This is a genomic window from Bradyrhizobium sp. McL0615 (genome assembly GCF_049993905.1).
Lineage (GTDB): Bacteria > Pseudomonadota > Alphaproteobacteria > Rhizobiales > Xanthobacteraceae > Bradyrhizobium.
Genome location: NZ_CP188254.1, coordinates 5,917,276 through 5,932,067 on the forward strand (window position 1 = coordinate 5,917,276; position 14,792 = coordinate 5,932,067).

General features: G+C 63.0%; 9 protein-coding genes. All 9 read right to left on the minus strand.

Going from position 1 to position 14,792, the window contains the following annotated elements; genetic code table 11:
* Positions 1 to 56: 56 nt before the first annotated feature.
* Entirely contained in the window at positions 57 to 1,283 is a 1,227-nt protein-coding gene (locus ACPPVP_RS28365) for a CaiB/BaiF CoA transferase family protein (RefSeq protein ID WP_426526561.1), read from the minus strand.
* 285 nt (positions 1,284 to 1,568) lie between these two features.
* The gene (locus ACPPVP_RS28370; RefSeq protein WP_426526563.1) at positions 1,569 to 3,947 is read right to left on the minus strand and encodes an ABC transporter substrate-binding protein; all 2,379 of its coding nucleotides are present in this window, start codon (positions 3,945 to 3,947) and stop codon (positions 1,569 to 1,571) included.
* Positions 3,948 to 4,401: 454 nt separating this feature from the next.
* Positions 4,402 to 6,777 carry an ABC transporter substrate-binding protein gene (locus tag ACPPVP_RS28375; protein ID WP_426526565.1) on the minus strand — a complete coding sequence of 792 codons (2,376 nt, stop codon included), beginning with the start codon at positions 6,775 to 6,777 and terminating at the stop codon, positions 4,402 to 4,404.
* Between the two features lie 304 nt (positions 6,778 to 7,081).
* A complete protein-coding gene (locus ACPPVP_RS28380) occupies positions 7,082 to 9,376 on the minus strand; it encodes an ABC transporter substrate-binding protein (RefSeq protein WP_426526567.1) in 2,295 nt (764 codons plus the stop codon).
* Between the two features lie 397 nt (positions 9,377 to 9,773).
* Positions 9,774 to 10,967 (minus strand): M20/M25/M40 family metallo-hydrolase, encoded by a 1,194-nt coding sequence (locus ACPPVP_RS28385; protein ID WP_426526569.1) that lies wholly within the window; start codon positions 10,965 to 10,967, stop codon positions 9,774 to 9,776.
* A 91-nt stretch (positions 10,968 to 11,058) separates the two neighbouring features.
* A complete protein-coding gene (locus ACPPVP_RS28390; protein ID WP_426526577.1) occupies positions 11,059 to 12,522 on the minus strand; it encodes a GntP family permease in 1,464 nt (487 codons plus the stop codon).
* Positions 12,523 to 12,526: 4 nt separating this feature from the next.
* A complete protein-coding gene (locus ACPPVP_RS28395; RefSeq protein ID WP_426526580.1) occupies positions 12,527 to 13,555 on the minus strand; it encodes a patatin-like phospholipase family protein in 1,029 nt (342 codons plus the stop codon).
* 38 nt (positions 13,556 to 13,593) lie between these two features.
* Positions 13,594 to 13,827 carry a hypothetical protein gene (locus tag ACPPVP_RS28400; RefSeq protein ID WP_426526582.1) on the minus strand — a complete coding sequence of 78 codons (234 nt, stop codon included), beginning with the start codon at positions 13,825 to 13,827 and terminating at the stop codon, positions 13,594 to 13,596.
* 54 nt (positions 13,828 to 13,881) lie between these two features.
* Entirely contained in the window at positions 13,882 to 14,457 is a 576-nt protein-coding gene (locus ACPPVP_RS28405; protein ID WP_426526584.1) for an HdeD family acid-resistance protein, read from the minus strand.
* Positions 14,458 to 14,792: the final 335 nt, after the last annotated feature.

Here is a 14,792-nt window from a genome sequence, read left to right on the forward strand (position 1 = left end):
CTCCGGTAGGATGGGTAGAGCGTAGCGAAACCCATCCTACGAACTGATAGCGCGCTCTAGACGATCTTCTTTTCCTTCAGCGCTTCCAGCGTCGCCGCGTCGTAGCCGATCGTCGCCAGCACGTCTGCGGTATCGGCACCGAGCAGCGGCGGCGCGCGGTAGTTCTTGATCGGGGTACCGGAGAAGGTAATCGCATTGCGGATCAGCGAAAGATCCGGCTCAAAGGGATGATCGACCTTGACCCGCATGCCGCGCGACTGGACGTGCGGATCGGCGAACACCTGCTCGAAATTGTTGATCGGACCCGAGGGCACGCCGGCCTTCTCCAGTTCGTCCAGCCAGTACGCCACCGGCTTCTTCAGGAACAGCCCGGCGAAGATCGCCATGATTTCCTTGCCGTGCACGACGCGGTCGTTGTTCTTGAGGAATCTCTTATCGGTCGCGAGCTCGGGCGCGCCCAGCACCGCGCAGGTGCGCTGGAACTGGCCATCATTGCCGACCACCAGCATCAGCTCGCCGTCGGTCGCCCGGAACACGCCGGCGGGCATGCCGCCATTGCCCCAGGTGCCGCGGCGCGGCGGCGTCTGGCCGTTGACGAGGTAGATCTGCAGCCAGTGCGACAGCGAGGCGATCACGGTGTCGAACAGGCAGACGTCGACATGCTGCCCTTCCCCGCCATTGGCCTTGCGATGAAACAGCGCGGACAGAATGCCGATCGATGTGTTCATGCCGGTCATGTAGTCCACGATAGAGGGGCCGACCTTCATCGGGCCCTCGCCGGGCTCGCCGTCGATATGACCGGTGACGCTCATCAGGCCGCCCATCGCCTGCAGGATGGCATCGTAACCGGCGCGCGGCGCGTAAGGTCCGGTCTGGCCGAAGCCGGTCACCGAACAATAGATGATGCCGGGGTTGAGGGCCTTGATCGATTCGTAATCGAGCCGGTAGCGCTTGAGGTCGCCGACCTTGTAATTCTCCATCATCACGTCGCAGGTTTTCGCCAGCTCGCGGATGATGTCCTGGCCCTCTGGCGAGGCGATATTGACGGTAACGGACTTCTTGTTGCGGTTGGCGCAGAGGTAGAAGGAGTTGTTGTTGTTCGCCTTGCCCTCAGGGTCCTTCAGGTAGGGCGGGCCGAAGGCGCGGGCGTCGTCGCCGCCGCCGGGGCGTTCGATCTTGATCACTTCGGCGCCGAGATCGGCCAGCATCTGCGCCGACAGCGGGCCTGCAAGCACCCGTGTCAGGTCGAGAATCTTGATGCCCGAAAGTGGCAGAGCCGACATGAACTTCCTCCGAATTTTTTGGCGTGGTGGCGCGGCGAACGCGTCCGGGCGCTGTGAAGCCAAGCCGATACACTATTTTATGTGATTGAGCCCTGCATTACCGGCATGACGCCATCCGCTCAGTGCCCGCACTTGCGCGCTGGTGGCCGGACGAACGAGGACTTTCGGGGTCTCGACAAGGAAGCGGATGCGATATTCCAGGCAAAGGGAACAGCCCGGACATCCCAAAAGCACGACGGCCTGCCGAAGCGGGCCGTCTTGTCGTCAAACCGTGGTATCGGCCCGTTACCTGCTGGCGCCGGCCTTGGAGCGGCTGGCCCGCCATTCCAGGAATTCGCGATACAGCGGGTCGCGGTCCTGCGGGGCAAGCGCTGCGGCCGGTGCTGCAATCGGCGCAACAACCGGCGCCGACGGCGCGGCGCCCGATGCCGCGGCCGCACCCGGGGGCAGCGGCATGTTGCGGTCGAGCCATTCCTGCGCGGCCTTGAAGCGGGTCCAGCCCGACACCGTCGCCCGCGGCGCCATTTCCTTCCACTTCGGATGGAACGGCGGACGCTGCAACTGCCCGACCTTGTCGAACATGGTGTCGACCAGAAGCGCCAGGCGGCGGTAGCGGTCGCTGTTCGGCGCCCAGTTATACGACGCCAGCACGGCTTCAGCCGCGATCGTCTCGACGGAGCCCCCCTCCGCCACCAGGCCCGGATAGTCCGCCGAACCAAGCTTGGACGGCAGATACTCCTCCTGAAGCGGCTTGGCGTATTCGACCGGCACCAGATGCAGGTTGCGGTCGTTGATCTGGTTCAGCCATTGCAGCGGCTTGCCTTCGATCGCCACGATCGCGTCGACCTCGCCCTTGCGTAGCATGTCCACCGCCAGCCGCGGCTCCTGATAGATCAGATGCGGCCGGATGCCGAGCCGGTCGAACACGTTGATCGCCGTCACGAAGGTCGAGCTGTCGGGCAAGTCGACCACCACGGTCTTGCCGTCGAGATCCCGCATGTTGGTGATCGTCCGCGGCGCCAGCACGTGCATCTCTTCGTTGAACATCTTGGCGACGTAAACGAACTGGTTGCGGATGTCCTTGGCGAAGTCCTTGCGGTCGAGATAGGACAGCGTGTCCTTGCGCACGATGCCGGCGTCGACGCCGCGCAGCAGCAGGATGTCCGACACCGCCTGCACCGATCCGCGGCCCATCACCGGCAGGATCCGCAAGCTGGTGCCGTTGTCGAGCACGGAGGCGAGATCGGCGCCGACCTGGGCGTAGGTCGAGCCGAACGAACCGGTCATCAGGCTCACCGTGTTGGCGTTGAGCTGGTTCGCCAGATCGCGCTTGGTGGCGGTGCCATATTTGAAAATGGTCTTGAAGGACTCGCTGACGGCGCCCGCATCAACGCCGCTGCGCACCGGGCCGAAGTGCTGCCAATTGCCGTTGGTGAAGCGCATCATCCGCATCTGCTCGATCGGCGCATGGTCGGACGGGCTGGTGTTGATCTGGATGCCCGACACCATCATGGGAAGCTGGATGCCTTTGAGCAGGCGGGCCTGCCTCATGATATTTTCGCGCGACAGGTCGTCGCCGCAGTTCCTCAGGACCTCGACCGTCAACTTACCGACCAGATAACCGAGGACGGCCTGACCGTTGGCCTTGCTCACGCTCGGGACATAGCGCTGCATGAAAGCGCTCCACTCGCGGAAGGCTACATCGCCGGCTGCCGCCGCATCTTCTCCCTCCAGCCTGTATGCTGCCGACAACAGACCTTCGGCATTTTGCGGGCCCGCCGGCTGAATTACGGACGAGTACGCCGACGCAATCGACGCGGTGAAATGTAGCGGCCTCCAACCAAGTTCGGCGGTTCGTTTGATCGCCATGATCGCGAATTTCGGCGTGGTGAACTCAATGAATACGTCGGCGCCGGTAGCCTTGAGCTTGGCGAGTTGCGCATCGATATTGGCGTCCGCGACCTTGTATGAAGCCTCGCCCACGATCGCCATCTTGCCGCTCAGGCCGTCCTTCAGGCCCTTCAGGTATTCCTTGCCCATGCCATCCTCCTGATAGAGGACGGCGATCCGGCTGCGGGGATGGTTCTCCAGCAGATACTGCGCAAAAATTTGCGCTTCAGCCGTGTAGGTCGGCAAGAAGCCTATGGTCCAGGGAAACTCTTGCGGCTGGTCCCAGGCCGCCGCACCCGACAAGGCAAAAAGGTGCGGGACCTTTTTTGAGTTCAAATAGGGCTGGATCGCGGCGTTCGTGTTGGTACCGATGGTCCCCAGGGTAAGGAGAACGTTGTCTTCCTCGACCAGCTTGCGGGTCATCGCCATGGTTTTGGTGGGTTCGTAAGCGTCGTCATAGGTAACCACATTGATCTTGCGGCCGTTGATCCCGCCTTCGGCGTTGATCTTGTCCAGATACGCCAACATGGCCTTGGCGATAACACCGTAGGCGGAGGCCGGACCGGTATAGGGCGCGGTGTTGCCAATCCGGATCTCGTTGGCGCCCGGGGCCGCCGCCAGGCCCTGCCCGAAAGCCGGCCCCGCCATCGCGGCAAACACCAGTGCCGCCGCAGCGTTGCGCCGAGGCGCGGCGAAAAGCCGCTGCCGGGCGTCACGGGCCACCAGCCCCGAAAATTGCATCACCGCCCAGCGAGTATCAGTTAAAGCCCGCATCTGCCTGCCCCCCTAGAGCAATATGTCTGCGATTTATCTGCGTTTTCCCGAGCACCGAGACAATTAGCGTCCCAGCCGCACTCGCTGAGATTGTGTCTCGATTGGATTGATTTTATGTCAAGGCCAACAATTTAACAGCGCACGGTTAGTCGATTGTGTGTTTCTGCCGCAAGAATGCAGCGCATTCGGGTTAGCGAAGCTCGATCGCACCTGCGAACATCGATACACCTTATGATTGTATCTACAACTTGCGGTCGACATCGAAAGCCTTGATTGAATGCGCAATCACTGGCGCGCGTCCGCCCGATCGACCTGCTTCGTTACGACCCCGATCGTTCGTGCGCCGCGGCCTGATTGCCGTCGTCGACGATCGACCGCCATTGACCCCCAAAAGCAAACGGCCCGCCGAAGCGGGCCGTCTTTATCGCTAAGCCTCAAGTGTCGGCCGGCCTGATCACCTGCTGGTGCTGGCCTTGGCGCGGCCGGCCCGCCATTCCAGGAATTCGCGATACAGGGGGTCGCGGTCCTGCGGGGCAAGTGCGGTCGGTGCCACAACAATCGGTGCCGACGGTGGTGGTGCGGCAGAGCCCGAGGCTGCCGACACGGCCGCACCCGGGGGCAGCGGCATGTTGCGGTCGAGCCATTCCTGCGCGGCCTTGAAGCGGGTCCACCCTGACACTGTCGCCCGCGGCGCCATTTCCTTCCACTTCGGATGGAACGGCGGACGCTGCAACTGCCCGACCTTGTCGAACATGGTGTCGACCAGAAGCGCCAGGCGGCGGTAGCGGTCGCTGTTCGGCGCCCAGTTATACGACGCCAGCACGGCTTCAGCCGCGATCGTCTCGACGGAGCCCCCCTCCGCCACCAGGCCCGGATAGTCCGCCGAACCAAGCTTGGACGGCAGATACTCCTCCTGAAGCGGCTTGGCGTATTCGACCGGCACCAGATGCAGGTTGCGGTCGTTGATCTGGTTCAGCCATTGCAACGGCTTGCCTTCGATCGCCACGATCGCGTCGACCTCGCCCTTGCGCAGCATGTCCACCGCCAGCCGCGGCTCCTGATAGATCAGATGCGGCCGGATCCCGAGCCGGTCGAACACGTTGATCGCCGTCACGAAGGTCGAGCTGTCGGGCAAGTCAACCACCACGGTCTTGCCGTCGAGATCCCGCATGCTGGTGATCGTCTTCGGCGCCAGCACATGCATCTCTTCGTTGAACATCTTGGCGACGTAAACGAACTGGTTGCGGATGTCCTTGGCGAAGTCCTTGCGGTCTAGATAGGACAGCGTGTCCTTGCGGACGATGCCGGCATCGACGCCGCGCAGCAGCAGGATGTCCGACACCGCCTGCACCGATCCGCGGCCCATCACCGGCAGGATCCGCAAGTTGGTGCCGTTGTCGAGCACGGAGGCAAGATCGGCACCGACCTGGGCGTAGGTCGAGCCGAACGAGCCGGTCATCAGGCTCACCGTGTTGGCGTTGAGCTGGTTCGCCAGATCGCGCTTGGTGGCGGTGCCGTACTTGAAGATGGTCTTGAAGGACTCGCTGACCGCGCCCGGATCGATGCCGCTGCGCACCGGGCCGAAGTGCTGCCACTGGCCGTTGGTGAAACGCATCATCCGCATCTGCTCGATCGGCGCATGGTCGGACGGGCTGGTGTTGATCAGGATGCCCTGCACCATCATGGGAAGCTGGAGACCCTTCAGCAGGCGGGCCTGCCGCATGATGTTCTCGCGCGACAGGTCATCGCCGCAGTTCTTCAGGATCTCGACCACCGACTTGCTGACCAGATAGCCGAGGACGGCCTGGCCATTGGTCTTGCTCACGCTCGGGACATAGCGCGCCATGAAGGCGGTCCATTCGCGGAACACGACATCGCCGGCCGCCGCCGCGTCCTCGCCTTCGAGCCGGTAGGCCGCCGACATGAGGCCTTCAGCATTTTGCGCGCCCGCCGGCTGAATCACCGCTGAATAGGAATTGGAGACCGACGCAACGAACTGGTTCGGCCGCCAGCCGAGTTCGGCGCTTCGCCGAATTGCCATGGTCGCGAATTTGGGCGTGGTGAACTGGATGAAGACGTCAGCATTCGAGGCTCTCAGCTTGCCGAGCTGCGCGTCGATATTGGCGTCGGTGACCTTGTACGACGCCTCTGCCACGATCGGAATCTTGCCGCCCAGGCCGTCCCTCAGGCCCTTCAGGTATTCCTTACCCATCCCGTCTTCCTGATAAAGAACCGCAATCCGGCTGCGCGGATGATTCTCCAGGAGGTACTGCGCATAGATCTGGGCTTCAGCCACGTATGTTGGCAGGAAGCCCATGGTCCAGGGAAACTCCTGCGGCTGATCCCACGCCGCCGCGCCCGACAACACAAACAGCTGCGGGACCTTCTTTGAATTCAGATAAGGCTGGATCGCCGCGTTCGTGTTCGTACCGACAGTCGCCATGGTGAAGAGAACCTGGTCCTCTTCGACGAGCTTGCGGGTCACCTCCATAACCTTGGTGGGTTCATAGCCGTCGTCATAGGTGATCATATTGATCTTGCGGCCGTTTATGCCACCTTCGGCATTCACCTTGTCCATATAGGCCACCATGACCTTGGCGATGACGCCATAGGCCGATGCTGGACCGGTAAAGGGCGCCGTGACGCCGATCCGGATCTCCTTGTTCCCCGGCGACGCCGCACCCTGCCCGAAAGCCGGCCCCATCATCGTGGCAAGCACCGCTGCTGCTGCTACGCTGCGCCGAGGCGCGGCGAACAGCCGGCGCAAGCCGTCACGGGTCCCAGACCCGGACCGTTGCGCCGTCCAACGAATGTCAATTAAAGCCCGCATTCTGCCCTGTCCCCTTAAGCAATACCTGCAAATTCCCAGCAGCGAGAGGGATACCGTTTCAGCCCCGCTCGCTGACAATGTGTCTCAATCGGATTGATTTTGTGTCAAAGCCAGCCGTTTCACGGAGGTCGGTTAGTCGATTGTGTGTTCTGCCGCAACAATGCTGGACATTAGCGTTACCAAATCAAGGCTTGGTTGCAATCGCGAATATGAATTCTTCTTATGGTTGCAACACCCGCACCTTGAAAGCACGACGGCCCGCCGAAGCGGACCGCCATCATCGTCAAGCCACCGGCTGGCCTGCCTACCTGTTGCTGCTGGCCTTGGCGCGGCTGGCCCGCCATTCCAGGAACTCGCGATACAAGGGATCCTGCGCCGCAGGTGCTGCAATCGGCGCAACAACCGGCGCCGACGGCGCGGCGCTCGATGCCGAAGACACGCCCGGGGGCAGCGGCATGTTGCGGTCGAGCCATTCCTGCGCGGCCTTGAAGCGGGTCCACCCCGACACTGTCGCCCGTGGCGCCATTTCCTTCCACTTCGGATGGAACGGCGGACGCTGCAACTGCCCGACCTTGTCGAACATGGTGTCGACCAGAAGCGCCAGGCGGCGGTAGCGGTCGCTGTTCGGCGCCCAGTTATACGACGCCAGCACGGCTTCAGCCGCGACCGTCTCGACGGAGGCGCCATCCGCTATCAGGTTCGGGTAGTCCGCCGACGAAAGCTTGGACGGCAGATATTCCTCCTGAAGCGGCTTGGCGTATTCGACCGGCACCAGATGCAAATTGCGATCCTGGATCTGGTTCAGCCATTGCAGCGGCTTGCCTTCGATCGCCACGATCGCGTCAACCTCGCCCTTGCGCAGCATGTCCACCGCCAGCCGCGGCTCCTGATAGATCAGATGCGGCCGGATGCCGAGCCGGTCGAACACGTTGATCGCCGTCACGAAGGTCGAACTGTCGGGCAAGTCGACCACCACGGTCTTGCCGTCGAGATCCCTCATGCTGGTGATCGTCTTCGGCGCCAGCACGTGCATTTCCTCGTTGAACATCTTGGCGACGTAGACGAACTGGTTGCGGATGTCCTTGGCGAAATCCTTGCGATCGAGATAGGACAGCGTGTCCTTGCGCACGATTCCGGCGTCGACGCCGCGCAGCAACAGGATGTCCGACACCGCCTGCACCGATCCGCGGCCCATCACCGGCAGGATCCGCAAGTTGGTGCCATTGTCGAGCACGGAGGCAAGATCGGCGCCGACCTGGGCGTAGGTCGAACCGAACGAACCGGTCATCAGGCTCACCGTGTTGGCGTTGAGCTGGTTCGCCAGATCGCGCTTGGTCGCGGTGCCATACTTGAAGAGGGTCTTGAAGGACTCACTCACGGTGCCCGCATCGACGCCGCTTCGCACCGGCCCAAAGAACTGCCAGTGGCCGTTGGTGAAGCGCATCATCCGCATCTGCTCGATCGTCGCGTGGTCGTACAGGCTGGTGTTGATCTGGATGCCCGGCACCATCATGGGAAGCTGAAGACCCTTGATCGAGCGAGCCTGCTTCATGACGTTTTCGCGCGAGAAGTCGTCGCCGCAGTTCTTCAGGACCTCGATAATGAGCTTGGAGTTCAGATAGCCGTAGACGGCCTGGCCGTTCGACTTGCTGACGCTCGGGACATACCGCTCCATGAAGGCGCTCCATTCGCGGAACGCCGCGGGTCCGGCCGCCTGCGCATCCTCGCCCTCTACCCGGTACATGGCCGACATGATGCCTTCGGCGTTTTCCATGCCCGCCGGCGCCATTACGGCCGACACAGATTCAGACACCGAGGCGAGGAAATGCACCGGCTTCCAGCCGAGTTCGGCATTGCGCTTGATCGCCATGGTGGCGAATTTCGGCGTGGTGAATTGCATGAAGATATCGGCGCCCGAGGCCTTGAGCTTGGCGATCTGGGCGTCGATGGTGGTGTCCGTCACCTTGTACGGCGCCTCGGCCACGATCGGAATCTTGCCGCCGAGGCCGTCCTTCAGGCCCTTGAGATAGTCCTTGCCGAAACCGTCGTCCTGATAGAGCACCGCGATCTTGCTGCGCGGATGGTTCTCAAGGATATATTGCGAATAGATGTGGGCTTCGGTCTGGTAGCTGGGCAGGAAGCCCATGGTCCAGGGAAACTCGCGCGGCTGGTCCCACATCGTCGCGCCCGAGGCGACGAAGAGTTGCGGGATCTTCTTCGCGTTCAGATAGGGGTGGACTGCCTGGCTGGTGTTGGTGCCGAGGCTCGCCAATATAAAGAGAACGTTGTCCTCCTCGACGAGCTTGCGGGTCGCCTCCATCGTCTTGGTCGGATTGTAGGCGTCGTCATAGGAAATGAAGTTGATCTTGCGGCCCCTGATACCGCCCTCGGCGTTGACCTTGTCGAAATAGGCCGCCATCACCTTGCCGATCACGCCGTAGGCGGAAGCCGGACCGGTATAGGGTACCGTGTTGCCGATGCGGATTTCGTTGGCGCCCGGGCCTGCCGCCTGGCCTTGCGCGAAAGCCGGCGCCGCCATCGCGGCCAGCATCAGCGCCGTTGCCGCGGTGCGCCGCGGCGCGGTGAAAAACCGGCGCATCGCCCCCGCTGTCCGAAACCGGGACAGTTGCACCCCTCGCGCACGAGTGACGTTGATCGCAGCCATTGCAGTCCCCCCATGTGAGCCCAATTTTTTTATTTTTTTTGAACGCATGATGCGAGCGGGCAGCAGCGCGTAACCCTACTCGCGTACTCGCCAACAATGTGTCTGAATCGGATTGATTTTGTGGCGCATGCTGTTGTTACGCAGGACATGATCATCAGGCACGCATTCCGCCCTCAGAAACGCCGCGCAATTGACGTCAACGCATCGCCGCCGCCAATCCACGCGTACCACACCTACAATCAATGATTGTACAAACGATCATCTCGCGCAACAATGCCGGGAAGACGTGAGTAAATTTCGAAACAGATGGCCGTGATCTGAACCGCGATGCTCACCGCATCGTCGCGAGTTGGACTGCCAACGCACACGCCCGGTCGTACTCGTCGAGATTGATCCACTCGTCGATCGTGTGCGGCTCGTTCTGCCCTGCGCCGAAGGTCACCGTCGGAACGCCGTGACGGACCATCCAGTTTGCATCCAGCCCGCCATTGGCGGCGCGGATGTTCGGCGTTGCGCCGATGCCGGACACGGCCTCGACCGCGCGTTTGACCACGGGCAGGCTCTCCTTCATGCGGAACGGATAATAGTCGGTCTCGGCCTTGAACTTGACGCGGCCCGACTTGCCGTCGCTGTTCTTGACGCGCTGTGCAGCTTTTTCGAAGGCTGTTTTGTAGGCCTTGGTGATCTCCTTGAAGAACTTGCTGTCATGGCTGCGGCTTTCGCCGCGCACGTGCACATAATCGGTAACGACGTTGGTGGCGTCCCCGGCCGGCCGGCCGTCACCGCCAGTGACGGGGCCGACATTGCTGGTGCCCTGCAGCTTGCGCTTTACCACCTTGCCGAACCAGCCACCGGCCTTCACGTCAGCGAGCGCGAGTGCCAGGATCATCATCGAACTGATCCCGCGCTCCGGTGCAACGCCGGCATGCGAGGCGCGGCCGAAAATCTCGACGTGCCAGCGATCCGCGCCGACGGCGCCGATCGTGACATTGGAGGCCGAGCCGCCGTCATAGTTGAAGGCCATGACCGGCGAGCCCAGCTCCTCGGTCTTGACGTGGCGCGCGCCATAGAGCCCGCTCTCCTCGCGCACACAGAACAGCAGCGTGATCGGCGGATGATCGAGGTTTTGTTTGGCAAGCTCGGCCGCCAGCGTGACGAGAACGCCACAGCCGGCGCGGTTGTCGCCGCCGAGCGCGGTCTTCGCCTCATTGACGATCTTGCGCCCCTTTAGTTTCGGCTTCGCTCCGGCGCACAACGGCACGGTGTCCATGTGAGTCATGAACATGATCCGCGGCTGGTTGTGCATGGCGCCCTTCCCCGGCAGATCGACAATGAGATTGCCGGTCTCTGTCGGCACGGGAATGCGTGTGTTGGCGTCGTCGAGCCGGATCGCGGACGCCGGCACGCCACTTTCCTGCAGCGCCGCGCTGAGTTCGCGTCCGATCGCGGCCTCCTTTCCGGTCACTCCCTCGACGGCGAGGAAGCGCATGAGGCGGTCGGTGGCGGTTTTGACGTCGACGGACATGATGATCCCTTGGATAGAGGCTTGCGGGCCTTGTGAGCATCGTTCGAGACGCATTGCTTGGCAAGGCTCATGAGAGAATTGGGCCGATGCGTCAGAACGACCCCACCATCGAGCCGAGCGCAATGACGGCGACCAGCGCCACCAGGGCGCCGATGATGCCGACCATGACGATGTCGCGATAGCTCTCCCCGTGCGTCGATCCGCAGACCGCGAGCAACGTGACCACCGCGCCATTGTGCGGCAGGCTGTCAAGCGTGCCTGAGCCGATCACCGCGACGCGATGCAGCAACGCGGGATCGAGCCCGATCTCCGCCGCGCGCGCCATGTAAGTCGCCCCGAGCGCATCGAGCGCGATGGTCAGCCCACCCGACGCCGAGCCGGTCAGGGCCGCGAGCACATTGGTGGCGACGGCCAATGACACCAGCGGTCCACCGCCGATGCCGAGCACGGCGTCGCGCACCACGGCGAAAGCGGGCATCGCCGCCACCACGGCGCCGAAACCGACCAGGCTCGCCACGCTGATCGCCGGCAATACCGAGGCGTTGGCGCCGGCGTCGATGGTCGCGCGCAGCGCCGGCAGTCGCCGAAGGCTGACCGCGAGCACGGTCAGAATAGCGCAAGTGAGCGCCGTGATCACGGCCCACACGCCGCCGACAGCGGCGAGCGACGTCCCGCCCCAGCGGGCTTCCGCGAGAAAGCTTGTGTCGAGTGACGGCAGGATGAACAACGACATCGCGAGATTGACGATAATCACCACGACGAGGGGCAGCGCGGCGAGCACGGCCGGCGGCGGCACGTCGGTAGTCTTGCCGTGCCCGATCTCCGCCGGATCGAACTCGCGCGCGGTGGTGGCGCGTTCACGCAATTTTTCATCGGCGGCGAGACGGTCGGACGGCATCGGCACGCCATCGCCAAAACTTTCGCCGTTCCTCCTGGCGATCGCCTCCTGGCGATTGAGCCACCACAGGCCGAAGCCGAGCATGATCAGCGACGCCAGGAAACCAAGGCCGGGCGCGGCAAACGGCGTGGTGCCGAAGAACGGCATCGGGATCGCGTTCTGGATCGACGGCGTGCCTGGCAGTGCCGACATGGTGAAGGTGGAGGTGCCGAGCACGATCGCCGCCGGCATCAGGCGCCGCGGGATGCCAGCCGCGCGAAACAGTTCCTGCGCCATCGGCGCCAGCACGAAGAAGGCGACGAACAGACTGACGCCGCCATAGGTGACGAGCGCGCCGGCGAGCACGACCGCGAGCACCGCCCGCTGCGGGCCGAGCAGCCCGGTCATGAAGTTCGCGATCGCGGCGACCGATCCGCTATCCTCCATCAGCTTGCCGAACAGCGCGCCAAGCAGAAACAGCGGAAAGAACTGCGCGAGGAAGCCGGCCGCGCTGGCCATGAAGGTCTGGGTCCAGTGGGCGAGCAGCGGCTCGCGGGAGAACAGCGCGGCGATCAGGGCCGCGAGCGGCGCCAGCAGCAGCACGCTCCAGCCGCGGAAGGCGAACGCGATCAAGAGGCCGAGCCCGATCAGGATGCCGAGAAGCCCTGACACCGTCATGACCTCAGCATTCCTCCAGCAGCGCGTCGAGATCGGTCGTGGATTGCTTTCCGATATCCTCGGCGTGGGCGTTGAGGAATGCGTCGGCGCACTTGCGGCCCTCTTCTTTCAGCAGTGAGACGAACGCCCACTCGGCGTTCATCTTCGACGATGCACCGAAGTCCGCGAGCGTGTCGGTCATGATCCGGTGCGTGCGCATTCCAGCCCAGCGCGCGCCCTCGCCGTGTCCGGGGTCCGCCACCTGGCGCAGCAGCGCCATCATGCGCAATTCCTTCATCAGCGGCGAGTTGAAGGAAATCTCGTTGAGCCGGTTGAGGATCTCATTTGCCGTGCGTGGCAGGTCCGGCCGTTCCCGCGGATTTATCTGCACCAGAATGGTGTCGCACGCATCGCTTTCGCGCACCAGCGGCGTCAGCGTCGGATTGCCGGCATAGCCGCCGTCCCAGTACGGTTCGCCGTCGATCTCGACTGCATGGAACATGGTCGGCAGGCAGGCCGAGGCAAGCAGGACGTCGGCGGTGATCTCCTTGTTGCGGAAGATGTGGCCGCGGCCGGTCCGCACATTGGTCGCGGTGATGAACAGCTTGATCGGTGCGCCGGCCAGTCGGTCGAAATCGATGCTCTCATCGAGGATTGAACGCAACGGGTTGAGGCCGAGCGGATTGAGATCATAGGGCGAAACCATGCGGGCCATCAGGTCCATGGCGAGATAGGCGGGCGACGTGTCGAGCGTCCAGCGGCCCATCAGGCGGTCGAGCGGCGAACGCTGCAGCGGGCTGAACGCCGCAGCCTTCGACACCCGCCGCCAATAGCTATCAAGCGCCGCCCGTGCGCCTTCGGCGCCGCCTTGCGTCCATCCGTCCGCCACCAGGGCTGCATTCATCGCGCCCGCCGATGTGCCGGAGATCGCCTCGATCTGCAGCCACGGCTCGTCGATCAACCGATCGAGCACTCCCCAGGTGAACGCGCCGTGGGAACCCCCGCCCTGCAACGCGAGGTCCACCAGAACTGGTTCGTGCGCGATTTTACCCATCGTCATCCTCCTCGGCCGGAGATGAAACGACACTTGATTCAGGGAGAGCCCATAACGCTTCGTCTCGACCCTTCATAGGATCGACGCAGCAGCGCATACAGGCTCCCGCCCGTCGCCGCGCCAAGCAGGTAGGTGACGGCGACCAGCAGCGAGAGCGGCACGCGGGCATTGCTGCCGAGGAAGGACATGGTGACGATCTCGAAGTTCTGCGCCGCGAAGACGATCGTCGCGGCGGCGAACAGAATGATGACGGCGAGGTAGACCCAGCGCACGGGCGCCTCCTGATTGTCGATCAACCACGTGGCACGCAGTCCGCCACCACCACCTCAACGGCTTCGGCGCAGGCCAAAACCTATTCCGATCCAGCCTGCGCCGGCCATGATGAGATCGATGCCGAGGAACAGGCCGAGAATATAAAGGCTCGAGACCGGCCATCGCGCCAAAATCAGGAGACCGAGCAGCAGCGTGATCACGCCTGACAGCGCCACCCAGATCCAGGGCGTTTCCCGTTTCATGCTGAAGGCCAGGAAGATCCGCATGATGCCCGAGGCCACCAGCGATGCGCCGAGAATGAGGGTGAGCAGCACGGCCGCGAGCAGCGGATTCTCGAACGTGACGAAGCCCGCGACGATGTAGAGCACACCGAGCAGGACCCAGAGCAGGAATTTGCCCCAGCTCTTGATCTGGAAGGCGCTGAACACCTCGGCGACACCCGCGATGATCATCATCACGCCGACGATCAGGACGCTCGCGACGGTAGCCATCATAACGCTGCCAAGCGCGATAAACCCGGCGATGAGATAGACGACGCCGAGAGCGATGATCCAGCCCGATTTGGCACGTAGTGGCGCCGTATCCGAACCGGCCTGGGGATCTGCCATTGTGCCTGAAGTATTGGTCATGACGGTCCTCCTATGTGAAAACCTATCCGACGTTCGTCTCCAAGAGATGGAAGATAATAGCAGAGTTGGAGGAGGTATTCAGTCTAATTGCCCGGATCACATCCAATGGTTGTCGAAATGAGATCGAGAGTTCTCACTAAGTCACTGAAATTGCTAGGAACCCCCGACTTCGCCGTCGGGCCGCCTGACCAGCAGTTCGCGGGTCTTGCGCGCGCCCCAATGCAGCTTCTCGCCCTTCAGGCGGACAATCAGGGTCTCTATCCGGGCCGGCAAACTGCGGAGCGATCTTGAGAACAAGATCGCGCGCAGCGGGGCCGAGCCAGGCCCTGAACCCC

Bases quoted from the DNA above. Each gene is read 5' to 3' on its own strand.
- ACPPVP_RS28370 (WP_426526563.1), bottom strand. From the start codon at position 3,947: ATGCGGGCTTTAACTGATACTCGCTGGGCGGTGATGCAATTTTCGGGG.
- ACPPVP_RS28365 (WP_426526561.1), bottom strand. From the start codon at position 1,283: ATGTCGGCTCTGCCACTTTCGGGCATCAAGATTCTCGACCTGACACGG.
- ACPPVP_RS28385 (WP_426526569.1), bottom strand. From the start codon at position 10,967: ATGTCCGTCGACGTCAAAACCGCCACCGACCGCCTCATGCGCTTCCTC.
- ACPPVP_RS28405 (WP_426526584.1), bottom strand. From the start codon at position 14,457: ATGACCAATACTTCAGGCACAATGGCAGATCCCCAGGCCGGTTCGGAT.
- ACPPVP_RS28380 (WP_426526567.1), bottom strand. From the start codon at position 9,376: ATGCGCCGGTTTTTCACCGCGCCGCGGCGCACCGCGGCAACGGCGCTG.
- ACPPVP_RS28390 (WP_426526577.1), bottom strand. From the start codon at position 12,522: ATGACGGTGTCAGGGCTTCTCGGCATCCTGATCGGGCTCGGCCTCTTG.
- ACPPVP_RS28395 (WP_426526580.1), bottom strand. From the start codon at position 13,555: ATGGGTAAAATCGCGCACGAACCAGTTCTGGTGGACCTCGCGTTGCAG.
- ACPPVP_RS28375 (WP_426526565.1), bottom strand. From the start codon at position 6,777: ATGCGGGCTTTAATTGACATTCGTTGGACGGCGCAACGGTCCGGGTCT.